The organism is Bradyrhizobium yuanmingense (genome assembly GCF_029167105.1).
In the GTDB taxonomy this organism is placed as follows: Bacteria; Pseudomonadota; Alphaproteobacteria; order Rhizobiales; family Xanthobacteraceae; genus Bradyrhizobium; species Bradyrhizobium yuanmingense_A.
In genome coordinates, this window is record NZ_JARFML010000006.1 from 204582 (window position 1) to 226221 (window position 21640).

20 protein-coding genes and 1 pseudogene are annotated in these 21640 nt (G+C 64.3%); 12 read left to right on the forward strand and 9 right to left on the reverse strand.

Annotation, left to right across the window (positions count from 1 at the left end; all coding sequences use genetic code 11):
• The first annotated feature begins 6 nt into the window (after positions 1 to 6).
• Positions 7 to 1764: an NAD+ synthase gene (locus P0R31_RS10480; RefSeq protein WP_275514006.1), complete on the forward strand. Its 1758-nt coding sequence runs from the start codon at positions 7 to 9 to the stop codon at positions 1762 to 1764.
• Between the two features lie 25 nt (positions 1765 to 1789).
• Here P0R31_RS10480 and P0R31_RS10485 read toward each other — a convergent pair whose 3' ends face one another.
• The 5 genes from P0R31_RS10485 to P0R31_RS10505 all read right to left on the reverse strand — a co-directional run bounded on the left by P0R31_RS10485 (position 1790) and on the right by P0R31_RS10505 (position 6316).
• Positions 1790 to 2182: a cytochrome C oxidase subunit IV family protein gene (locus P0R31_RS10485; RefSeq protein WP_275514007.1), complete on the reverse strand. Its 393-nt coding sequence runs from the start codon at positions 2180 to 2182 to the stop codon at positions 1790 to 1792.
• Positions 2183 to 2191: 9 nt separating this feature from the next.
• Entirely contained in the window at positions 2192 to 2914 is a 723-nt protein-coding gene (locus P0R31_RS10490; protein WP_275514008.1) for a heme-copper oxidase subunit III family protein, read from the reverse strand.
• A gap of 14 nt (positions 2915 to 2928) precedes the next feature.
• Complete coding sequence (locus P0R31_RS10495; protein WP_275514009.1) at positions 2929 to 3633, reverse strand: cytochrome c oxidase subunit 3; 705 nt, start codon at positions 3631 to 3633, stop codon at positions 2929 to 2931.
• Positions 3630 to 5408 carry a cbb3-type cytochrome c oxidase subunit I gene (locus P0R31_RS10500; protein ID WP_275514010.1) on the reverse strand — a complete coding sequence of 593 codons (1779 nt, stop codon included), beginning with the start codon at positions 5406 to 5408 and terminating at the stop codon, positions 3630 to 3632. Before P0R31_RS10500 ends, P0R31_RS10495 begins: the two co-directional genes overlap by 4 nt.
• Positions 5409 to 5482: 74 nt before the next feature.
• Entirely contained in the window at positions 5483 to 6316 is an 834-nt protein-coding gene (locus tag P0R31_RS10505; RefSeq protein WP_275514011.1) for a cytochrome c oxidase subunit II, read from the reverse strand.
• 527 nt (positions 6317 to 6843) lie between these two features.
• Between P0R31_RS10505 and P0R31_RS10510 the strand changes: the two genes are divergently transcribed.
• Positions 6844 to 7749 carry a DUF2189 domain-containing protein gene (locus tag P0R31_RS10510; protein WP_275514012.1) on the forward strand — a complete coding sequence of 302 codons (906 nt, stop codon included), beginning with the start codon at positions 6844 to 6846 and terminating at the stop codon, positions 7747 to 7749.
• Between the two features lie 52 nt (positions 7750 to 7801).
• On the opposite strand, the gene P0R31_RS10515 is transcribed toward P0R31_RS10510, so the two are convergent.
• Both P0R31_RS10515 and P0R31_RS10520 read right to left on the reverse strand, forming a co-directional pair.
• Positions 7802 to 8971 (reverse strand): DUF2865 domain-containing protein, encoded by a 1170-nt coding sequence (locus P0R31_RS10515; RefSeq protein WP_275514013.1) that lies wholly within the window; start codon positions 8969 to 8971, stop codon positions 7802 to 7804.
• A gap of 152 nt (positions 8972 to 9123) precedes the next feature.
• Complete coding sequence (locus tag P0R31_RS10520; protein WP_275514014.1) at positions 9124 to 9417, reverse strand: hypothetical protein; 294 nt, start codon at positions 9415 to 9417, stop codon at positions 9124 to 9126.
• Between the two features lie 290 nt (positions 9418 to 9707).
• Between P0R31_RS10520 and cysS the strand changes: the two genes are divergently transcribed.
• From cysS to P0R31_RS10540, 4 genes are all read left to right on the forward strand, one after another.
• On the forward strand, positions 9708 to 11090 hold the full coding sequence (cysS, locus tag P0R31_RS10525; RefSeq protein WP_275514015.1) for a cysteine--tRNA ligase: 1383 nt from the start codon (positions 9708 to 9710) through the stop codon (positions 11088 to 11090).
• Between the two features lie 115 nt (positions 11091 to 11205).
• Entirely contained in the window at positions 11206 to 11697 is a 492-nt protein-coding gene (locus P0R31_RS10530) for a GNAT family N-acetyltransferase (protein ID WP_275514016.1), read from the forward strand.
• Positions 11694 to 13292 (forward strand): citramalate synthase, encoded by a 1599-nt coding sequence (gene cimA, locus P0R31_RS10535; RefSeq protein ID WP_275514017.1) that lies wholly within the window; start codon positions 11694 to 11696, stop codon positions 13290 to 13292. Before P0R31_RS10530 ends, cimA begins: the two co-directional genes overlap by 4 nt.
• 106 nt (positions 13293 to 13398) lie before the next feature.
• Positions 13399 to 13776 carry a VOC family protein gene (locus P0R31_RS10540; RefSeq protein ID WP_275514018.1) on the forward strand — a complete coding sequence of 126 codons (378 nt, stop codon included), beginning with the start codon at positions 13399 to 13401 and terminating at the stop codon, positions 13774 to 13776.
• An 8-nt stretch (positions 13777 to 13784) separates the two neighbouring features.
• On the opposite strand, the gene P0R31_RS10545 is transcribed toward P0R31_RS10540, so the two are convergent.
• Positions 13785 to 14390: a TIGR00730 family Rossman fold protein gene (locus P0R31_RS10545; protein ID WP_036001463.1), complete on the reverse strand. Its 606-nt coding sequence runs from the start codon at positions 14388 to 14390 to the stop codon at positions 13785 to 13787.
• Between the two features lie 201 nt (positions 14391 to 14591).
• Here P0R31_RS10545 and P0R31_RS10550 point away from each other — a divergent pair, with 201 nt between their 5' ends.
• The 4 genes and pseudogenes from P0R31_RS10550 (at position 14592) to P0R31_RS10565 (ending at position 19155) form a co-directional block, all read left to right on the forward strand.
• On the forward strand, positions 14592 to 16550 hold the full coding sequence (locus tag P0R31_RS10550) for an ABCB family ABC transporter ATP-binding protein/permease (protein ID WP_275514019.1): 1959 nt from the start codon (positions 14592 to 14594) through the stop codon (positions 16548 to 16550).
• Positions 16551 to 16641: 91 nt separating this feature from the next.
• Positions 16642 to 17343: pseudogene (locus tag P0R31_RS10555) on the forward strand (phosphatidylserine decarboxylase); the annotation flags it as partial.
• Positions 17344 to 17429: 86 nt separating this feature from the next.
• Positions 17430 to 18311, forward strand: coding sequence for a CDP-alcohol phosphatidyltransferase family protein (locus P0R31_RS10560; RefSeq protein WP_275514020.1), 882 nt, complete (start codon positions 17430 to 17432; stop codon positions 18309 to 18311).
• 124 nt (positions 18312 to 18435) lie between these two features.
• On the forward strand, positions 18436 to 19155 hold the full coding sequence (locus P0R31_RS10565; protein ID WP_275514021.1) for an RraA family protein: 720 nt from the start codon (positions 18436 to 18438) through the stop codon (positions 19153 to 19155).
• 118 nt (positions 19156 to 19273) lie between these two features.
• On the opposite strand, the gene P0R31_RS10570 is transcribed toward P0R31_RS10565, so the two are convergent.
• The gene (locus P0R31_RS10570) at positions 19274 to 19567 is read right to left on the reverse strand and encodes a hypothetical protein (RefSeq protein ID WP_275514022.1); all 294 of its coding nucleotides are present in this window, start codon (positions 19565 to 19567) and stop codon (positions 19274 to 19276) included.
• Positions 19568 to 19867: 300 nt separating this feature from the next.
• On the opposite strand from P0R31_RS10570, the gene P0R31_RS10575 reads away from it, so the two are divergent.
• Positions 19868 to 20641 (forward strand): motility protein A, encoded by a 774-nt coding sequence (locus tag P0R31_RS10575; protein ID WP_036001447.1) that lies wholly within the window; start codon positions 19868 to 19870, stop codon positions 20639 to 20641.
• A 23-nt stretch (positions 20642 to 20664) separates the two neighbouring features.
• A complete protein-coding gene (locus P0R31_RS10580; RefSeq protein WP_036034445.1) occupies positions 20665 to 21495 on the forward strand; it encodes an OmpA/MotB family protein in 831 nt (276 codons plus the stop codon).
• Positions 21496 to 21640 lie beyond the last annotated feature (145 nt).

The window sequence follows — 21640 nt, forward strand, 5'->3', positions numbered from 1 at the left end:
GCGGCCATGACCGAACGTCTCGACACATTCGCGGTCTCGCTCGCCCAGCTCAATCCGACCATGGGCGACGTGGACGGCAATGCGGCCAAGGCGCGCGCGGCGCGGGCGCAGGCCAAGTCCGACGGCGCCGATCTCGTGTTGTTTCCGGAACTGTTCATCGCCGGCTATCCGCCGGAAGACCTGGTGCAGAAGCCCGCCTTCCAGGCCGCCTGCCGCGCCGCGATCGAAAGCCTCGCGCGCGAGACCGCCGATGGCGGGCCTGCGATGCTGGTCGGCACGCCCTGGGTCGAGGAGGGCATGCTCTACAATGCCTGTGCGCTGCTCGACGGCGGGCGCATCGCGAGCCTGCGTTTCAAGTGCAACCTGCCGAATTACGGCGTGTTCGACGAGAAGCGGCTGTTTTCGCGCGGCCCTGCCGCCGGTCCCGTCACTGTGCGCGGCGTGCGCATCGGCGTGCCGATCTGCGAGGACATCTGGCTGGAGGAGTCCGAGGACTACGAGAACGTGGTCGAGACGCTGGCCGAGACCGGCGCCGAGATCATCCTGGTGCCGAACGGCTCGCCTTACGCCCGCGACAAGAACGACGTGCGCCTGTCGGTCGCGGTGGCGCGCGTCACGGAGAGCGGGCTGCCGCTGGTCTATCTCAACCAGGTCGGCGGCCAGGACGAGCTCGTGTTCGACGGCGCATCCTTCGCGCTCAATGGCGATCTCTCGCTCGCGGCGCAGCTGCCGGCCTTCGAAGAGGGCATCGTCACGCTGCCCTTCAGCAGAAACGGCGATGACTGGCGCTGCAGCGGGCCGATCGCCGAGCTGCCCGAAGGCGACAAGGCCGACTACGCCGCCTGCGTGCTGGGCTTACGCGATTACGTCGCCAAGAACGGCTTTCCAGGCGTGCTGCTCGGCATCTCCGGCGGCATCGATTCGGCGCTCTGCGCGGCGATCGCGGTCGACGCGCTCGGCGTCGACCAGGTGCATGGCGTGATGCTGCCTTACCGCTACACCGCGCCGCATTCGATCGCGGATGCCGGCGAGCTCGCCGGCCATCTCGGCATCCGCTACGAGGTGCTGCCGATCGCCGAAGCCGTGACCGGGTTCGAGACGATCCTGTCCGGCATCTTCAAGAACCTGCCGCCCGATATCACCGAGGAGAACCTCCAGGCCCGCACCCGCGGCACGCTGCTGATGGCGATCTCCAACAAGACCGGGCTGATGGTGGTGACGACCGGCAACAAGTCGGAGATGTCGGTCGGCTACGCCACGCTTTATGGCGACATGAACGGCGGCTTCAACCCGATCAAGGACATCTACAAGACGCAGGTGTTCCGGCTGGCAAGCTTGCGCAATTCCTGGAAGCCGGAGGGCGCGCTCGGCCCCGCGGGCGAGGTGATCCCGCCGGACATCATCACGCGCCCGCCGACCGCGGAGCTGCGCGAGAACCAGACCGATCAGGACTCGTTGCCGCCTTACGACGTCCTCGATGCCATCCTGGAGCGCCTGGTCGAGCGCGAGGAGCCGCTCGACCAGATCATCGCCGCCGGCTTCGACCGCGAGACGGTGACCCGGATCGACCATCTGCTCAACGTCGCCGAATACAAGCGCCGCCAGGCCGCGCCTGGGGTGAAGGTGACACCGAAGAATTTCGGGCGCGACCGCCGTTATCCCATCACCAACCGTTTTCGCGACAAGGGCCAGCCGTTGCCGGCGACGGATGAGGCGCTGGTGTCACGTGGAAGCACGGCGTCAATCGACGCATTCGAGGGGTGAAGCCTAGCCTGAGCGACGGCAGGCGCTATGACGGGGTTGCGAAAAACAGCACCCTTAGGAAGTGCGTGTATTCGGATTCGAGCACCATGATCGACACAAATACCAATACCACGACCGGCGGCAGCAGGATGGCATAGGTCAAGGCCAGCCGCTCCCAGGCCATGTGCATGAAGACGGCGACGATCAGGCCGGCCTTCAACATCATGAACAGCAGGATCAGCGACCACCTCAGATAGCCATGCAGGCCAAAGTAGTCGACGAGGTAGGAGAACGTGCTGAGGACGAACAACCAGCCCCAGACCACGAGGTAGAGCTTGATCGGGTGCTGTTGCCCCTTGGCGTGAACGGCTTCCGTTGCCACTGCGCCGTGCGCCGGAGCGTGGAGCCGTTCTTCCATGTGTACCGCCGCGTTTGTCATGCGCCGACCTCACCAAAGATAGAAGAATGCGAAGATGAACACCCACACGAGATCGACGAAGTGCCAGTACAGGCCCGTGATCTCGACGATCTCGTAATTCCCCCTTCGGCTCGTGAAAAAGCCGCGCCTCTCGACGTCGAAGTCGCCACGAAAGACCTTTCGCGCGATGGCGATCAGGAAGATCACACCGAACGTCACGTGGGTGCCGTGGAAGCCGGTGATCATGAAGAAGCTCGCACCAAACTGCGGGGCGCCCCATGGATTGCCCCAGGGCCGGACGCCCTCCATGATCAGCTTGGTCCATTCGAAGGCCTGCATTCCGACGAAGGTCGCGCCGAAGGCTGCAGTGACCAGCATCAGGATCGCGGTTCTCACGCGGTCGCGGCGGTAGCCGAAATTGACGGCCATCGCCATCGTACCGCTGCTGCTGATCAGCACGAAGGTCATGATGGCGATCAGGATCAGGGGCATGTGGTTGCCCGCGATATTGAGGGCGAAGACTTCGCTGGGATTGGGCCACGGCACGGTCGTCGACATGCGCGCCGTCATGTAGGAGAGCAGGAAGCAACTGAAGATGAAGGTGTCGCTGAGGAGGAAGATCCACATCATGGCCTTGCCCCAGGACACATTCTTGAAGGCGCGCTGATCGGACGCCCAGTCGGCGGCGATGCCGCGCCAGCCTTCAAGCGGCGCAGGCGATTGGCCCGGATTTGTCAGCACGGTCTCAGCCATCTGGTCTCGCCTCCCTAGCTCAGCAATTGGCGGCAGATGTCGACGAAATCGTCGGTCCAGCCGGTGAGAAGACCGAGCAGGACAAGCCAGACCAACAGCAGGAAGTGCCAGTAGATGGCGCACAGCTCCACGCTCAAGCGCATGTCGGCGATCTCGGCGCCGCGCCACATCTTGGCCGAGGTTCGGCCCAAGGCCACCAGACCGCCCGTCAGATGCAGCCCGTGCACTGCGGTCAACAGGTAGAAGAAGGAATTCGCTGGATTGGACGCCACGAAATATCCCGCAGCCCCGAGCCGTTGCCAGGCCAGGAGCTGCCCGGCGAGGAAGATCACGGCAGATGCTCCGCCCACGAGCAGACCGATCATGACGCCTTCAGTATCGTGTCGGCGCGCGGCCACATACGACCATTGCAGCGCGACACTGCTCAGGACCAGGACGCCCGTGTTGACCCACAGCAGCCGCGGCACCGGCAGCGGCCGCCAGTCCGCCACGCTCATGCGCATCGAGTAGGCGCTGATGAAGAGGACGAACAAGGCGCTCGCGACCGCGAGAAACACGCCAAGTCCGATCTTCGCTGCCGGCCAGGTTATGGCATCGCCGCCGGGGAAGTCACCGGCCGGGCCTTCCTCCAGCCAGGGCTTGGCCGTCAGGCGCTGCTGAGACAGCCACCATCCGGCGATCACCGCAAGCACAGCCAGGAACAGGATGATGGCGCTCACGAAGCAGCTCCCTGAACGAGCTGAGTCGCGCGCGGCGGCTGGTTCTGCGGAATGAAGTCCTCCGCGGCACCGGGCACACTGTAATCATAGGCCCAGCGGTACACGACAGGGAGCTCCTTGCCCCAGTTGCCGTGCGCTGGGGGCGTCTCCGGCGTCTGCCACTCCAGCGTCGTCGCCCGCCACGGATTGCCGCCTGAGGCCTCACCTTTGAACAGGCTCCAGACAAGGTTGAACAGGAACACCATCTGGCTAAAGCCGACGATCAAGGCCACCACGGAGATGAAGGCGTTGAGTGAATGGGCCGAGGACGGGATGAACGTCGTATCTAGGAGTTCGAAATACCGGCGCGGGACCCCGAGCAGTCCAAGATAGTGCATGGGGAAGAAGATCAGGTAGGCGCCGAGGAAGGTGACCCAGAAGTGAAACTTGCCCATGGCCTCGTTCAGCATCCGCCCCGTGACCTTTGGGTACCAATGATAGATCGCGCCGAGCACGACCATGATCGGCGCCACGCCCATCACCATGTGGAAATGGGCGACCACGAACATGGTATCCGAGAGGGGCACGTCCACGACGACGTTGCCGAGGAAGAGGCCGGTGAGCCCGCCGTTCACGAAGGTGACGATGAAGCCGAGGGCGAACAGCATCGGCACCGTGAGATGAATGTCGCCGCGCCACAGGGTCAGCACCCAGTTGTAGACCTTGATCGCGGTGGGGATGGCGATGATGAGCGTCGTGGTGGCGAAGAAGTACCCGAATTGCGGGAACATGCCGCTCACATACATGTGGTGCGCCCATACGATGAAGCTGAGCGCGCCGATGGCTACGATCGCCCAGACCATCATGCGATAACCAAAGATGTTCTTGCGCGCATGCGTGCTGATCAGATCGGAGACGATGCCGAAGGCGGGCAGGGCGACGATGTAGACTTCGGGATGACCGAAGAACCAGAACAGGTGCTGGAAGAGCAACGGGCTGCCGCCGCCATGTTTCGATAGCGCGCCCATCTCGAGGAGGGCGGGCATGAAGAAGCTGGTTCCCAAGAGACGGTCGAACAGCAGCATGACCGAGGCAACGAACAATGCAGGGAACGCGAGGAGCGCCATGACGGTCGCCGTGAAAATGCCCCACACCGTCAGGGGCAGGCGCATCAAGGTCATGCCGCGCGTGCGCGCCTGCAACACTGTGACGACATAATTCAGCCCGCCCATGGTGAAGCCGATGATGAACAGGATCAGGGACGCAAGCATGAGAAGGATGCCCCAATCCTGCCCAGGCGTTCCTGAAAGGATTGCTTGCGGCGGGTACAGCGTCCAACCGGCGCCGGTGGGGCCGCCGGGCACGAAGAATGTCGAGGCAAGCACCAGGACTGCGAGCAGGTAGATCCAGTAGCTCAGCATGTTCACATAGGGGAAGACCATGTCCCTGGCGCCGACCATCAGCGGGATCAGGTAGTTGCCGAAGCCGCCCAGGAACAATGCGGTGAGCAGGTAAATCACCATGATCATGCCGTGCATGGTGATGAACTGGAGGTACTGGTTGGCATCGATGAAAGAGAAGGTGCCGGGGAATCCCAGTTGCAGCCGCATCAGCCACGACAGCACCAGAGCCACCAGCCCGATGGCCGTGGCCGTCAGCGAATACTGAATGGCGATCACCTTGGCGTCCTGCGAGAACACATATCGTGTCCACCAGCTCCGCGGATGATAGAGCTCGACGTCAGGTACTTCGGCAGGCGGGATGCCGGGGATTCCTTCATATGGAACATCGACCATAGAACCTCCTCGGTCGTTTCCATCGGGGGGAGGCGCTGGCCTCTTGCGCCCGATCTATCTTCGGCGGCAGCTTGCTACTTGCTGCCGGATTGGTACGTCGTCTTCACGACGGCTTTTGCCGGCGACAATTCTGCGAACGTTTTTTGTTGCTCCAGCCAAGCGTGATATTCACGCTCTTCGTCGACGATGACCTTGGCCCGCATTTGATAGTGAGCAGTGCCACAAAGCTCCGCACAGAGGACATCGAAGGTTCCGGTTCGGATCGGCGTGATCCAGAAATAGGTCACCATGCCTGGAACCATGTCCATCTTGGCCCGGAATTCGGGCACGTAGAAATCGTGCAGGACATCAACCGAGCGGAGGAGAACCTTGACCGGCTTTCCGACTTGAAGGTGCAGGTCGCCGCTCTCGATCACGACATCGTCCTGCGCGTGCCGGTCGTCACGATTGAGGCCCATCGGATTGTCGGAAGCGATGTTGCGGACATCGGATGTGCCCAACTGCCCATCCTTGCCCGGAAGGCGGAAGCTCCACTGCCATTGCTGGCCCATGACTTCGATCTCGGTGGCATCCGCAGGCACCGTCACGAACTGGTGCCAGACCACGAGGCCAGGCGCCAGCATGGCCGCGACGCCGACGCCGGTCCCGACGCTCAGCCACCATTCGAGCCTTTTGTTTTCCGGATTGTAGTCAGCCCTTCTTCCCTCTCTGTGGCGAAAGCGGAAGACGCAGTAAGCCATGAAGGCGATCACGGCGACGAAAACGAAGCCCGTGATCCAGAACGTGATGTTGATGGTGTGGTCGATATAGGCCCAGTTCGTGGCGATCGGCGTCCACCACCACGGGCTGTAGACGTGAAACAGCACCGAGCCGATCGCGACCAGAAGCAGTATCAGTGCGACAGCCATCCTGATCCATCCTTGCCATCGAAGGCTACGGATACGAATCCAGGGCGGAGCTCATGTCTGTCGCGATGGCTGGCCTTTCTTGGCATATGCCATCGCCGGCCTCTTGCTTCGCCCAGTCCACCGATCGCGAAATCAAGAGAACGCTCGCGACCTTCAACTCTAAGGGCGTCTGCGTCTAAAATGATCCCAGCCTAATCCGGCGTCAATAGAGCAATAGAGGTGCCCGAATTGGTGTGATTGCCGGTGCTGGCAAACCGACAAGCATCCGGTGCCCATGTTCGGTTTGGGTGATGCAACGCACAAATCCGTGCTGGTGCGCAATTCACCCAACCGTGAATGCAACCGTGCTCCGCGCGCGCTAAGCTTGCCGGACAGGTCGCGACGGGTTCCGTCCGGCCAGGCTCGGTTGCTGAACCTGGGTTGCCGTACCCGGACCCATCGCGTTTCCTGCTCGTCAGGCGGACACGCGTAGCTGAAGAGCGCGTGTTGTCGAAAACCCGCGATTTTCAGCTCGGGAGGCTCCGTACATGGCCACTCTGTACTCCCACGACATCAGGCGGCGCGCATTCGGCGAAGCGACCTCCTATCCCATTCGCAAGATCAGCTTGTCCGACTTGACCGAGGTCCTGCGCCTGGGTTGGAATGATTTCCAGGCGATGCCGAGCCACGCGATCGTCGTGTGCCTGATTTATCCCGTTCTCGGTCTCGTCCTGTTCAGGATGGTGCTCGGCTATTCGGTGCTGCCGCTACTGTTTCCGCTGGCCGCCGGCTTTGCCTTGATCGGTCCTTTTGCCGCGGTCGGTCTCTACGAACTCAGCCGTCGTCGCGAGCGCGGCGAGGAGGTCGAAGCATGGGATGCGATCAAGGTGCTGCGCGCACCGTCGTTCGGCGCCATGGTCGAACTCGGCGTGCTCCTGCTGGTCCTGTTCGGGGCCTGGATCGGTGTCGCGAACGCAATCTATGTCGCGATCTTCGGTCACGCTGCGGCCGCAAGCATACCCGACTTCGCAACTCGCGTGCTGACGACGCCCGAAGGCTGGTCGCTCATCATCATCGGCTGCGGTGTCGGCTTCCTGTTTGCGGTTGTGGCATTGTGCGTCAGCGTCGTGTCATTTCCGTTGATGCTGGACCGTCATGCGACGGCGATCGACGCGATCCGCACGTCGCTCCGAGCGGTGGCGGCCAATCCGGTTGCGATGGCCGGATGGGGCCTCATCGTGGCGGCGCTGCTCGTGATCGGCTCGCTGCCGCTCTTCGTCGGTCTCGCCGTCGTTCTGCCGGTGCTCGGTCATGCCACCTGGCACCTCTATCGGCGGGTGGTCGAGCCCAATCCGAACCCACCGGATGCACCGCTTCCGCCCCGGAAGGGCAGGCGCTACGCAGCAGACTTTCCGGCCAATCTCTTCCCCTGGAGCCGCGAGGGCGAGCCATAACAGCGGAACGGCCGCGCTGGGACGCCTGCGCGAAGCATGACAGAGCGACGGCCTACTTCTGCTGCTGCGGCAGGAAGGTCGGGCCGACCGAGCGGATCGGCTTGTTCTCTGACGCGGGGCTCGCGTCCGCGGGCGGCGTGGCGACCGGTGCGGCAGCAGTTGCTGGTGCAGGAGCCGCGCCTTTCTTGGCATTGGCAGGCTGCGGCGCGCCCTTGTTGAGCCGTTGCTGCTGCATCTTCCTGGCGCCTTCCTCGGTGACGATGATGTCGCCCTGCTGCTCGGCCGCGGCCTTGTCATCGGCCGATTTCAGCGCATCCGCCCAGGTCTGTCCCGCCGCCTTGCAGGAGCAGGACGGGTTGAACTCGCTGCGGAATTTGAATGCGGTCGGCAGCGCCGTGTAGGGCTGGCCGCCGATCGAGACCGCCGCGTTCATGTCCTCGCCGGGATTGCGATGGCTGTAGAGCACGGCTTCCGCGGCCGGGCACAGCGCCTTGCAGGTCTTCTCATCGTCAGGGAAGCGCGCCGGCACGGTGGCAAAGGAGATCGGGAAATAAGCGCCGTCGCAGGTGCGCACGCAGACGGTGCGGAAGGTGCCGGATTGCGGGCCGAGATCGGAGGGCGGCATGGCTTGCGGATTGTTCGGGTTGTTGCCGCCGAACAGATTGCTGAGGAAGTTGCCGCCGCCTTGCTGCTGCACGGCGTTGGCATATTGCGGGCCGCAATTATTCTGCGCCAACGCCATCAGCACCGAGCGGCGCTGGTTGTCGCGCTCCGGGTTGGCGCCGGGGCCGCCGCGCAGCCGCTCGAGGCTGCCGGTAATCTGGTCCAGATTGGCGCGCATCTGCTGGATCTGGGTGTTGACCGGGCCGCACTGCGCCGACTGGCCGTTGAACAGCGAGAAGAAGCCGGAGGAATCGCAGCCCATGCGCTTGGCCTGCATGGTGACACGGTCGAGCTCGGCCTGCTGCTTGGCCTGGGAATCCTGGTAGCGGCGGATCTGCTCTTCGCGCGCGGCATCACCTCCGCCGCGATCGAGCGCGGCGAGTTGGGCTTCCAGCCGCACGCACATCGGGTTCGGTCCGAGCCCGTTCTGGCCGGGCTGCGGCGGCGGGCCGGCCTGCGCCAAAGCGCCATTGGCGAGCACGACTGTGCCGAGGAGCACGGTGCAGGCAAGGAGGGAGCGGGCACGGAGGAGAGAGAGGAATTCAGGCATATCCGCCATTCTAGCGAGGTCGCGGCCCGGCGTAACTTTCCAACTGACTTACCAAGTAAGTTGGGGGCCGAAGCGCGCCCTCCCAATAGCCGCTTCCTGCGGCACCGTCACGTCGTTTCGGGGGCCGAACTGGTCCTAAGGTCCGCCAGCTCCGAGGGAATTCAGCGCTGGCAGGTGATTGCAACATATTCGTCGCAACGGCCATGGGAGCAGTTTGTGCCGGTTTTGGGGACGGAGCCGGTAATTTCGTCGGGATCGACCCGGCGATAGCTTGATGCCTTCGCAAAATCTCGTGACTGGCAATAGGTGCGTGCGGCGGAGGCGCCGCATGTGTCGCCCTTGGTGTCGTTCTTGGCCAGGCACTGGTCGGCGATGATGAAGACGCGGGTCTCGGCGCACGCCTGAGATGCTGCAAGGAGCGAGGCGCCGAAAATGAGCGCAAGCAGGGATCGCATGAAAATACCGGGGGCAAAAAATTAGGGAACCGCGGGTTCCAGAATGGGCTCAAATGGTTAGGGGATCATGAACCCTCCGGGCAGGCCGCGCCCCGTGCGGAGGCAAAAACGGCATTTTCGCGGCCCTTGACGCCAGGGCCCGCGGTGGCCCATATGTGGCCGCATGAACGGTCTCCTCGCCATTTGCGCCATTTGCCGCGAGATTACGAGCTAGCGATTCGCTGGCTGGAGCCGTCTTTTCTCAAACACATTGAGAGCCTTGGACGCCCGGCCGAGAGGGATGGGTTGTCATGGAATTGCGTCTTTACGATACGCTGAGCCGGGAAAAGCGCACCTTCGTGCCGCTCGATCCGAACAATGTCCGCATGTATGTCTGCGGACCGACGGTCTATGACTTCGCCCATATCGGCAATGCGCGGCCGGTGATCGTGTTCGACGTGCTGTTTCGGCTGCTGCGCCACATCTACGGCGAGGCGCACGTCAAATATGTCCGCAACATCACCGACGTTGACGACAAGATCAACGACCGCGCCGCGCGCGACTTTCCCGGCCTGCCGCTGAACGAGGCCATTCGCAAGGTCACCGAGCAGACCGGCAGGCAGTTTCATGCCGACGTCGATGCGCTCGGCGCGCTTCGGCCGAGCGTCGAGCCGCGCGCCACCGAGCATATCGGCGAGATGCGCGAGATCATCGAGAAGCTGGTCGCTGGCGGCTTTGCCTATGTCGCCGAGGACCACGTGCTGTTCTCGCCGCAGGCGATGAACGCGGCCAATTCCGCGCTGCCGCGCTATGGCGCGCTGTCGAAGCGCTCGCTCGACGAGATGATCGCGGGCGCGCGGGTCGATGTTGCGCCCTACAAGCGCGATGCGACCGACTTCGTGCTGTGGAAGCCGTCGAAGCCGGGCGAGCCGTCCTGGCCGTCGCCATCAGGCATCAAGGCGGAGGGACGTCCGGGCTGGCACATCGAGTGCTCGGCGATGGCTTGGAAGCATCTCGGCGAGCATTTCGACATCCACGGCGGCGGCATCGATCTCGTGTTTCCGCACCATGAGAACGAGGTCGCGCAGACCTGCTGCGCCTTCCATCGCGAGCGCATGGCGAATTATTGGATGCACAACGGCTTCTTGCAGGTCGAGAGCGAAAAGATGTCGAAGAGCCTCGGCAACTTCATCACGATCCACGAACTGCTCAGGGACTGGCCGGGTGAGGTGCTGCGCCTCAACATGCTGAAGACGCATTACCGCTCGCCGATCGACTGGACCATGAAGTCGCTGGAGGAGAGCGCCAAGACCCTCGACGACTGGTATCGCGTCGCGGCCGATGTCGCGCCCGGCGAGCCGGCTGCGTCGGTGGTCGAACCGCTGCTCGACGACCTCAACACGCCGCAGGCGATCGCGGCGCTGCACGGCCTGCGCGGCAACGATATCGCAAGTCTTGCGGGCTCGTTGCGGCTGCTCGGATTCCTCTCCGAGAGCGCGGCGCAGTGGGAAGGGCGCAAGCAGCAGGCGAGCGGGGTCGACGCCAAGGAGGTCGAGCGCCTGCTCGCGGAGCGGACAGCTGCGCGTAGCCGCAAGGACTTTGGCGAGTCCGATCGCATCCGCGATCTGCTCGCTGCGATGGGCGTTACGATCAAGGACTCCAAGGAAGGCACGACCTGGGAGATCGCCCGATGAAACGGCCCGACACGCCATTTCCGCGGCACTGGCTCTATTACATCGCGTTGAAGATCGCGCTGCTCGCCGGCGCGGTGGCGATCGTGCTCAAGCTTTATGGGGTGTGGTGAGGACGATGGGACAGACTTTGCCAAAGCCCGCACTGAGGCCCTTCCTTCCGGCGGATGTGCCGATCCTCGCCGCGATCTTCGCCGCCAGCATCGAGGAATTGACCGGCGACGATTATAGCGAGGCGCAGCAGGAAGCCTGGATGGCCGCGGCCGAGGACGAGGAGTTCGGCAAGCGGCTTGCGTCCGACCTGACGCTGATCGCGACGCTGGAAGGCTCGCCTGTCGGCTTCGCCTCGCTGCGCGGCAACGATCACATCCGCATGCTCTATGTGCATCCGGCCGTCGCCGGGCAGGGCATCGCGACCATGCTGGTCGATGCGCTGGAGAAGCTCGCCGGCGGCCGCGGCGCCAACAGTCTCTCGGTGGACGCCAGCGATACCGCGGAGGGCTTCTTCGCCAAGCGCGGCTACACCGCCCAGCAACGCAACAGCGTCACTGTGAATGACGAGTGGCTCGCCAACACCACGATGAAAAAGACGCTCGGAGCAGGGCAATGAGCAAGCAGCGTCTCTATCTGTTCGACACCACGCTGCGCGATGGGGCGCAGACCAACGGCGTCGACTTCACGCTGGCCGACAAGCAGGTCATCGCGGCGATGCTCGATGACCTCGGCATCGACTATGTCGAGGGCGGCTATCCCGGCGCCAATCCGCTCGACAGCGAATTCTTCGCGACCAAGCCCAAGCTCAATCATGCGCGCTTCACCGCCTTCGGCATGACGCGGCGGGCAGGCCGGTCGGTGTCCAACGATCCGGGCGTCGCGGGGCTTTTGGAAGCGAAGGCGGATGCGATCTGCTTCGTGGCGAAGGCGTCGGCCTATCAGGTGCGCGTCGCGCTGGAGACCACGAAGGAAGAGAACCTCGCCTCGATCCGCGACAGCGTCGCGGCGGCGAAGGCCGCCGGCCGCGAGGTGATGCTCGATTGCGAGCATTTCTTCGACGGCTACAAGGAGGACGCCGCCTTTGCGCTTGCCTGCGCCAAGGCCGCCTATGAGGCCGGTGCGCGCTGGGTGGTGCTATGCGACACCAACGGCGGCACCATGCCCGATGAGGTCGAGGCCATCGTCAGAGACGTGACCAGGCACATCCCCGGCGATCACGTCGGCATCCACGCCCATAACGACACCGAGCAGGCGGTGGCCAATTCGCTCGCCGCGGTGCGTGCCGGCGCGCGCCAGATCCAGGGCACGCTGAACGGCCTCGGCGAGCGCTGCGGCAATGCCAATCTCTGCTCGCTGATCCCGACGCTGAAGCTGAAGACGGGGTTTGCCGACGCTTTCGAGATCGGCGTCACCACGGAGAAGCTGGCGACGCTCGTCAAGGTGTCGCGCACGCTCGACGACATGCTCAACCGCGTGCCGAACCGGCATGCTCCTTACGTCGGCGAGAGCGCCTTCGTCACCAAGACCGGCATCCATGCCTCCGCCGTGCTGAAGGATCCGCAGACCTACGAGCATGTGTTGCCGGAGCTGGTCGGCAATCACCGCAAGGTGCTGGTGTCCGACCAGGCCGGGCGCTCCAACGTCATCGCCGAGCTCGACCGCGCCGGTATCCCTTACGAGAAGAGCGATCCGAAGCTGACGCGTCTCGTCGAGGAATTGAAAGAGCGCGAGGCGGCCGGCTACGCCTACGAATCCGCCAACGCCTCGTTCGAGCTCCTGGCGCGCCGCACGCTCGGCAAGGTGCCGCATTATTTCGAGGTCGAGCAGTTCGACGTCAATGTCGAGCAGCGCTATAACGCGCTCGGCGAACGCGTCACGGTGGCGCTCGCGGTGGTCAAGGTCGACGTCGCCGGCGAGCATCTGATCTCGGCGGCCGAAGGCAACGGTCCCGTCAACGCGCTCGACGTCGCGCTGCGCAAGGACCTCGGCAAGTACCAGAAATTCATCGAGGGCCTGACGCTGATCGACTATCGCGTCCGTATCCTCAACGGCGGCACCGGCGCGGTCACGCGCGTGCTGATCGAGAGCGAGGACGAGAACGGCGATCGTTGGACCACCGTCGGCGTCTCCCCGAACATCATCGACGCCTCGTTCCAGGCGCTGATGGATTCGGTGATCTACAAGCTCGTGAAGTCGGACGCGCCGGCGTAGCTTTCCGGGAGTCATTCCGGGCGGTCCGCAGGACCGAACCCGGAATCTCGAGATTCCGGGTTCACGCTTCGCGTGCCCCGGAATGACTGCGGGAGGGAGGACGGCTATGATCGACCACATCTCCGTCGGCGTCAGCGATCTCGAACGCGCCGCAAAATTCTACGAAGCCGCGCTCGCCGCCCTCGGCCTCGCGCGCCTCGTCACGCGGCCGCGGACGATCGGGTTCGGCAAGGCCTATCCGGAGTTTTGGATCAATCTGCGCGAGGGCATGCCGCGTGTCGCGCCGGAGAGCGGCGTGCACATCTGCCTGCGGGCGAAAACCACGGCCGAGATCGATGCGTTTCACGCAGCTGCGCTGTCCGCTGGCGGCGCCTCCGACGGCGCACCGGGCCTTCGCCCGCACGATCGCGTGCGCTACTACGCCGCCTTCGTCACCGATTGCGACGGCAACCGGATCGAGGCGGTGACGTTTCCGCAGGAATAGAAGGCTGCCTACAGCCGCCGGGCCACGTCGGGCGCGAGATCGCGCTGGTCGTCGGGAATCTGCGCCGCCGCGGCGCGCAGCCGTGGGATGATCTCCTCGACCTTGTCCGCCTTCAGGATATCGACGGTGAGGCCGGCGCGGATGAACTGGGTCTGCCGCATGTGGGCCACCAGGGAGAACAGCGGCTCCCAGAAGCCGTCGACATTGGCGAGCAGCACGGGCTTGGCGTGACGGCCGAGTTGCTGCCAGGTCAGCTGCTCCACCAGCTCCTCCAGCGTCCCGAGCCCGCCCGGCAGGGCCACGAAGGCGTCGGAGCGCTCGAACATCAGCCGCTTGCGCTCGTGCATGTCGGGCGTGACGACCATCTCCTGCACGCGCGTCAGCGCATTCTCGCGCATCCGGAGGAAATCGGGGATGATGCCGGTGACCATGCCGCCGTGATCCAGCACGGAGGTCGCGACCGCGCCCATCAAACCGAGCGAGCCGCCGCCATAAACGAGACGGATCTTGTTTTCCGCCAACGCTCTGCCGAGCGCCTTCGCCGCTTCAATGAAGTTGGGATTTGTTCCAGGGCCGGAGCCGCAATAGACACAGACGGTTTTGATAGTGCTCATTGGTGCCATGATGCATTGCAGCGAAGTGGCGTCAAGCCCAAACGGTGATTCGATACTTCCGGGAATTTACCGGTAAATCGCGACAAACAATCGAAGATTCGCCATCTGGCGGGGTGCGCGGGCATCGGGAAGGCTCTATATGACGGGCGAAAATCGTTAATCGCAGTTTCGCCCGCATCCGGCGGGCTTTCGGGTTTGTTGATGGACCAACCTCAATCGTTCGACGGCGCCGACGTTCCTGATCCTTCCGTGGCAGGACCGCAGGCCGGGGCCACGCTGATGGGCACGCTGGCACATCTGTGGCCCTACATCTGGCCGGGCGACCGTTTCGACCTGAAGATGAGGGTGGTCTGGTCGCTGGTGCTGCTGCTCGCCGCCAAGCTGATCACGCTCACCGTGCCGTTCAGCTTCAAATGGGCGACGGATGCGCTGACCGGCGCCAACACCGCGCCGGTGGCGGCCGACAATTGGCATCTCTGGGTGATCGCCTCGCCCTTGCTGCTGACCGCGAGCTACGGCGTGATGCGCATCCTGATGGCGGTGCTGACGCAATGGCGCGACGGCATCTTCGCCCGCGTCGCCATGCATGCGGTACGCAAGCTCGCGACCCTCACCTTCATCCACATGCACGAGCTGTCGCTGCGCTTTCACCTCGAGCGCAAGACCGGCGGCCTCACGCGCGTGCTCGAGCGCGGCCGCGAGGGCATCGAGGTCATCGTGCGCATGGTGATCCTGCAGCTGATCCCGACCATCGTCGAGGTCTCGCTGCTGCTGGCGGTGCTGCTCTGGCAGTTCGACTGGCGTTACGTGGTCGCGACCCTGATCACGGTCACGCTCTACATGTACTACACCTACGTCGCGACCGAGTGGCGGATCGGCATCCGCCGCAAGATGAACGATTCCGACACCGAGGCGAACACCAAGGCGATCGACTCGCTGCTCAACTACGAGACGGTGAAGTATTTCAGTGCCGAGGCACGCGAGGCGCAGCGCTACGACAGATCGGTCGAGCGCTACGAGGAGGCGAGCGTCCGCACCTATACCTCGCTCGCGGTGCTCAACACAGGCCAGGCGGTGATCTTCACGCTGGGCCTGACCGCGACCATGCTGATGTGCGCGATCGGCGTGCGCAACGGCACCAACACCGTCGGCGATTTCGTGCTGGTCAACGCAATGATGATCCAGCTCTACCAGCCGCTGAACTTCATGGGCATGGTCTATCGCGAGATCAAGCAGGCGATCATCGACATCGAGAAGATGTTCGGCGTGCTCAGCCGCGAGGCCGAGATCAAGGACGCGCCTGGCGCGAAGCCGCTGGTCATCTCCGCCGGCACGGTGCGCTTCGAGGACGTGCGCTTTGCCTATGAGCCGGCGCGCCCCATCCTCAAGGGCATCAGCTTCGAGGTGCCGGCCGGCAAGACGGTTGCCATCGTCGGTCCCTCCGGCGCCGGCAAATCGACCATCTCGCGGCTCCTGTTTCGCCTCTATGATGTCTCCGGCGGCAGGATCCTGATCGACGGCCAGGACATCCGCGAGGTCACGCAGGCCAGCTTGCGCGCATCGATCGGCATGGTGCCGCAGGATACCGTGCTGTTCAACGACACCATCCGCTACAACATCCGCTACGGCCGCTGGGGCGCGACCGATGCCGAGGTGGAGGCGGCGGCGCGGCTGGCGCAGATCGACCACTTCATCCGCATGGCGCCGAAGGGCTACGAAACCCAGGTCGGCGAGCGCGGCCTGAAGCTGTCGGGCGGCGAGAAGCAACGTGTGGCGATCGCGCGCACGGTGCTCAAGGCGCCGCCGATCCTGGTGCTCGACGAGGCGACCTCGGCGCTCGACACACATACGGAGCACGAGATCCAGGGGGCGCTCGACCGCGTGGCGAAGAACCGCACCTCCCTGGTGATCGCGCATCGGCTTTCCACCATCGTCGGCGCCGACGAGATCATCGTGCTGGACCAGGGCCGCATCGCCGAGCGCGGCACTCACGCGAGCCTGCTCGCGCAGGGCGGGCTCTATGCCAGCATGTGGAACAGGCAGCGCGAGGCCGAGGAGGCCCGCGAGAAGCTGGCCAAGATGGCCGACACCAATGCCGCGCCCAACCGAGAGCCGCCGCCGGTCGATGATAGCCTGACGACGCCCGCGGCGGCGGAGTGACCTTGTCTCCGGTCCCAAGTCTGGCCTAAACAAAGTCTGGCCCAAACAAGCCCGCGCGACCACCCCGTGGCATCAACCCCGACCGGCAAAAGCAATGTCCATTCTCGATTCGATCCAGCGTCAGATCCCGCCGATCCACAAGGAGGGTTATCCCTTCATCGGCGCCTTTGCGCTGGCGAGCCTGATCCTGTTCTGGCTGTGGTCGCCGCTGGGGTGGATCGGCACGATCCTGACCGTGTGGTGTGCGCTGTTCTTCCGCGATCCCGTCCGTGTGACGCCGGTGCGCGAGGGTCTCGTGGTGTCGCCGGCCGACGGGCGTGTCTCCATGATCACCATGGCGCTGCCGCCGGCCGAGCTCGGGCTCGGCGACCGGCCGCTGCCGCGCGTCTCGATCTTCATGAGCGTGTTCAATTGCCACGTGAACCGCGCGCCCGTGGCGGGCAGGGTGGATCGTATTGCCTACCGGCCCGGCCTCTTCATCAACGCCGAGCTCGACAAGGCGAGCGAGGACAACGAGCGCAACTCCCTGGTGATCACGACGCCGACGGCGCGGATCGGCGTGGTCCAGATCGCCGGCCTGATCGCCAAGCGCATCGTCTGCTTCGTCAGGGAGGGGCAGGCGATCGGCTCCGGCGAGCGCTTCGGCCTGATCCGCTTCGGCTCGCGCCTCGATGTCTACCTGCCCGTGGGTACCAAGGCGCTGGTCTCGGAAGGGCAGACCGCGATCGCCGGAGAGACGATCCTGGCCGACCTTGCCGGCGACGACTCGGGCCGCGCGTTCCGCGCCAATTAACCAATAGTCGGTGCTCGCAGGCGTTCCGCCGCAATGGCGGAGGGCGGCGCGGCTTGCTATATCTCGCCTCGAGATAAGGACGAGCCATGACGCCTTACGATTTCAAGGATCCCGACGTCCGCCGCCGGCGGTTCCGACCGATCCCGGTGCGGATGCTGGTGCCCAACGTCATCACGCTGCTGGCGATCTGCGCCGGCCTGACCTCGATCCGCCTGTCGATCGAAGGGCGGATGACGCTCGCGGTCTATGCCATCGTGTTCGCCGCCGCGCTCGACGGCATCGATGGCCGCATCGCGCGCATGATCAAGGGGCAGTCGAAGTTCGGCGCCGAGCTCGACAGTCTCGCCGACTTCGTCAATTTCGGCGTGGCGCCCGGCCTGATGCTGTATTTCTGGCAGCTGCACGAGCTCGGCAATGCCGGCTGGATCGCCGCCATGGTGTTCGCGATCTCCGGCGGCCTGCGGCTTGCGCGCTTCAATGCCACCATGGACGATCCGAACAAGCCGGCCTTCGCCGCCAATTTCTTCACCGGCGTGCCGGCGCCCGCCGGCGCGATCACCGTGCTGCTGCCGATCTATGTCGCGTTCCTCGACGTCGGGCGCACACCTGCGGCGGTGACCGCGGCCTACACGCTTCTAATCGCGTTTCTGATGGTGTCGCGCCTGCCGGTGTTCTCCGGCAAGACCAAGCGGATGCGCGTGCCGCCCGAGCTGGTGCTGCCGGCCTTCGTCGCCGTGATCGTCTTCATCGCGCTCTTGATCGCCTATCCCTGGCACGTGCTGTCGATCGGCACGGTGCTGTACCTTCTCGCGCTGCCGCTCGGCTACAAATCCTATCGCGACCAGGCGCGCGCGATGGAAGCCGCCGCGCCGGCGGGAGGCGAGGTCCCGTCACCGCCCTCGGCACCGACGCTGGCGAATTTGTCGGAGCCGCCGCAGGACGACGATCGGCCCGGACGGCTGCACTAAAGCGCTCCTTGCGGATATCTGCCATGAAGCCCGCCTGAGTTGGGTCGCGATCCGATCTCGGCTATATCGCCCTTGTGCCGGCGGCATCGCGCAATCAATCGCCGCCAACCTGGGAGAGAACGCCGTGACCAATTCCGCGACCGGGCCGCTGCCCGCTTCCGTCCTCGAAGCGCTGGGCCGTTACGATACGCCGACGATCTGCAACGCCATGGAGATCGTGGCGCCCGAGCGGCGGCTGATCGGCTACACCACCAAGCAGCTGGTCTGTCCGTTTCCCGACCTGCCGCCGATCGTCGGCTATGCCCGCACGGTGACGATCCGCTCGGTTCTGAAGTCATCGCTTCCGGCCGAGGAGCAGTCCAAGCGCCGAATCGCATATTACGAATATGTCGGCACCGGCCATGGCCCGCGCATCTCGGTGATCCAGGACATCGACGGACCCGACGTCGGCTATGGCGCGTTCTGGGGCGAGGTACAGAGCAACGTGCACAAGGCGCTCGGCTGCCTGGGCGTCATCACCGACGGCTCGATCCGCGACATCCCGCAATGGGCCCCGGGCTTCCAGGCGCTGGCCGGCTCGATCGGCCCGTCGCACGCCTGGGTGCACGCGGAAAGCTTTGGCGGGGAGGTGCGCGTCGCCGGCATGAGCGTGAAGTCGGACGACCTCATCCACGCCGACCGGCATGGCGCCATCGTGATCCCGCTCGACCTTGCCGCAAAGCTGCCGGAGGCCGCCGAACTATGCGGCCGCCGCGAGACGCCGATCCTGGAGATCGCCCGCAGCCCCGACTTCTCGCTCGAGAAGCTCAAGGCCGCGCTGAAGCGCTCTGCGGAGATCCATTGACGGCTGCTGGAGCATGATCCGGAAAAGTGTGTAGCGGTTCTCCGAAAAGGATCATGCTCAAACAATAACCTAAAGTGCGATAACGATTCATCCTAATCGCATCGCGCTTTAGGGCAATCTACGGCCCGGACGACGGCCGAATGCCGCCTTGCTCTGTCAGAAGCAGGGCGGCTTGATCCGGTTCTCCGAGCACGGCGGCGGCGCATCCGATCAGGGTGAAGCCGCCGGCAAGGTCCCAGAGGGTGATTTCGTCTGCGCTGTTGGCGCTGCGCATCAACCGTGCTGCGAGCACGGCGAAGGCGGCCTCGATAAAGAGCAACACGCTGAACGCCGGAAGTACGAGTTCCGGCTCGAGCAGGTGGAACGCCAGCGCCGCGGGCAGCGCCGTGAGTAGACCGAATAGCATCAACATCGCGCTGGCTCCGCGATTGGCCCTGTCGCAACGCTAGCAGACACCAACTGATCCCCGTCCACGATGTGGCGGAGGGCCGCAGCCGACGCGACGTGGTGGGCGCCTGCCTATGGTTAGCGGAAGGTTGAAATTCCTATCGCCGGACGGCAAACGGAAGATTTAAGGCGGAGCGCGGCACATCGTCGAGACTTAACCTTTACGCGGCTTTAAGGGCGGCGCTCTAGGGTCTGCGATGCGGTTCGGGGTTGAGCCGCGCCAGCGGCCAGGACGGCCGTTGTTGCGTAGGCGTTGGAGTCGATCATGGATATCGCAACACTTGTCGGCCTCGTCGCAGGCGCCATTGTTGTGTCGTCGCTGATCCTGATGGGCGGTACGTTCGGGATGTTCTACGACATCCACGCCGTCATCGTCATCTTCGGCGGTTCGTTCGCCGCAACGATGATTCGCTTTCCGTTGTCGGCAATGATCCACGGCGTGCCGCTCGGTGCGAAGTTTGCCTTCACTCTCAGCCGCCTTTCCGCCCACGACCTCGTCGACGAACTCGCCCGCATCGCGGAAATCGCCCGCAAGCAGGGCCCGGTCGGACTGGAAAAGGTCGAGACCGACGAGCCGTTCCTCGCCAAGGGCATTCGCTATGTCGCCGACGGCTACGACCTCGATTTCATTCGCGACAATCTGGAGCGCGACCGTGACAACTTCCTGATGCACCTCGACGAAGGCAGCAAGATCTACCGCGCCGTCGGCGACTGCGCCCCGGCGTTCGGCATGATCGGCACGCTGCTTGGCATGGTGCAGATGTTCTCCAACATGTCGGATCCCTCCAAGCTCGGCCCGTTCATGGCCACCGCGCTGCTGGCGACCCTGTACGGCGCCGTTGTCGCCAACCTGATCTGCTTGCCGATCGCCGACAAGCTGCACGGCAAGCTGCTGGACGAAGAGACCAACCGCACCTTGATCATCGACGGCATCCTGATGATCCGCGACTCCAAGAGCCCGACCCTGGTGCGCGAAATGCTGCTGGCCTATCTGCCGGAGAAGCATCGTCACACCGAAGGCGAGCCGGTGCCGGCTTGAGGCCGCCGCCTGGATTTTGAAAGATGGCCAAGAAGAAGCGCGGCAATGCTCACGGCGGCGGCCACGGCTGGTTCGTGACCTTCGCCGACCTCATGGCGCTGCTGCTGGCGTTTTTCGTGATGCTGGTCGCGTTCTCCACGCAAGATGCCAACAAGCTGAAGATCGTCGCGGGCTCGATGCGCGAGGCGTTCGGCGTGCAGACCGAGGCGCGCTACTCCGGCATCGTCGAATCCGACGGCCTGCCGACGCGCCCGCGGCTCAAGAACGTCGACCACATCCAGCCGGAAGATGCCTCCAACACGCCGACGCCAGATCAGGAAGACCGCGAAAAGACCTCCGGCGCGAAGATCAAGATCGACCGCAATTTCGCGCTGGCGGCAGCCTCGTTGCGCCAGGCGTTGCAGGACATGCCGGAGCTGACCGAGATGTCCAAGCACATCATGTTCGAGGAGACCAAGCAGGGCCTGAACCTCGAGATCGTCGATCAGGACGGCCGCTCGATGTTCGCCGACGGCTCCAAGGTGCCTTATGACCGCACCCGCCGCCTCGTCGAGAAGCTCGCGATCCCGCTGAAGGCAACGCCGCTTCGCGTCTCCATCGCCGGCCACACCGCGGCGGGGTTCGTGCCGACCCGCAGCGACTATGGCGCCTTCGATCTGTCGGCCGATCGCGCCAACGCCGTGCGCCAGATCCTCGAGCGCCAGGGCCTGCCGCCGTCGCACATCTTCGCCGTCTCCGGCAAGGCCGATACCCAGCCGCTGTTTCCGGACGATCCCTCGCTGGCAGCCAACCGGCGGGTGACCATCACCTTGATGCGCGAAGATCCGCCGCTGCCGCCGAATCTGAGGCCGTAACCCCCTTGCGCTACCATCTTACCTGAGGCATGTCGTCGCGCTGGCGATGAGCGTGGCTGTGGCGTCACAGCATCCGGCTCGGCGCCTGCTATGATGGTGCGCCGATTGACAGGTGCGCCGGAAGCGTCAATAGGCGCCGGATCAA

Coding starts and splice junctions, on each gene's coding strand:
- P0R31_RS10480 (WP_275514006.1), top strand. CDS start 7: ATGACCGAACGTCTCGACACATTCGCGGTCTCGCTCGCCCAGCTCAAT.
- P0R31_RS10485 (WP_275514007.1), bottom strand. CDS start 2,182: ATGACAAACGCGGCGGTACACATGGAAGAACGGCTCCACGCTCCGGCG.
- P0R31_RS10490 (WP_275514008.1), bottom strand. CDS start 2,914: ATGGCTGAGACCGTGCTGACAAATCCGGGCCAATCGCCTGCGCCGCTT.
- P0R31_RS10500 (WP_275514010.1), bottom strand. CDS start 5,408: ATGGTCGATGTTCCATATGAAGGAATCCCCGGCATCCCGCCTGCCGAA.
- P0R31_RS10505 (WP_275514011.1), bottom strand. CDS start 6,316: ATGGCTGTCGCACTGATACTGCTTCTGGTCGCGATCGGCTCGGTGCTG.
- P0R31_RS10510 (WP_275514012.1), top strand. CDS start 6,844: ATGGCCACTCTGTACTCCCACGACATCAGGCGGCGCGCATTCGGCGAA.
- P0R31_RS10515 (WP_275514013.1), bottom strand. CDS start 8,971: ATGGCGGATATGCCTGAATTCCTCTCTCTCCTCCGTGCCCGCTCCCTC.
- P0R31_RS10520 (WP_275514014.1), bottom strand. CDS start 9,417: ATGCGATCCCTGCTTGCGCTCATTTTCGGCGCCTCGCTCCTTGCAGCA.
- cysS (WP_275514015.1), top strand. CDS start 9,708: ATGGAATTGCGTCTTTACGATACGCTGAGCCGGGAAAAGCGCACCTTC.
- P0R31_RS10530 (WP_275514016.1), top strand. CDS start 11,206: ATGGGACAGACTTTGCCAAAGCCCGCACTGAGGCCCTTCCTTCCGGCG.
- cimA (WP_275514017.1), top strand. CDS start 11,694: ATGAGCAAGCAGCGTCTCTATCTGTTCGACACCACGCTGCGCGATGGG.
- P0R31_RS10540 (WP_275514018.1), top strand. CDS start 13,399: ATGATCGACCACATCTCCGTCGGCGTCAGCGATCTCGAACGCGCCGCA.
- P0R31_RS10545 (WP_036001463.1), bottom strand. CDS start 14,390: ATGAGCACTATCAAAACCGTCTGTGTCTATTGCGGCTCCGGCCCTGGA.
- P0R31_RS10550 (WP_275514019.1), top strand. CDS start 14,592: ATGGACCAACCTCAATCGTTCGACGGCGCCGACGTTCCTGATCCTTCC.
- P0R31_RS10560 (WP_275514020.1), top strand. CDS start 17,430: ATGACGCCTTACGATTTCAAGGATCCCGACGTCCGCCGCCGGCGGTTC.
- P0R31_RS10570 (WP_275514022.1), bottom strand. CDS start 19,567: ATGTTGATGCTATTCGGTCTACTCACGGCGCTGCCCGCGGCGCTGGCG.
- P0R31_RS10575 (WP_036001447.1), top strand. CDS start 19,868: ATGGATATCGCAACACTTGTCGGCCTCGTCGCAGGCGCCATTGTTGTG.
- P0R31_RS10580 (WP_036034445.1), top strand. CDS start 20,665: ATGGCCAAGAAGAAGCGCGGCAATGCTCACGGCGGCGGCCACGGCTGG.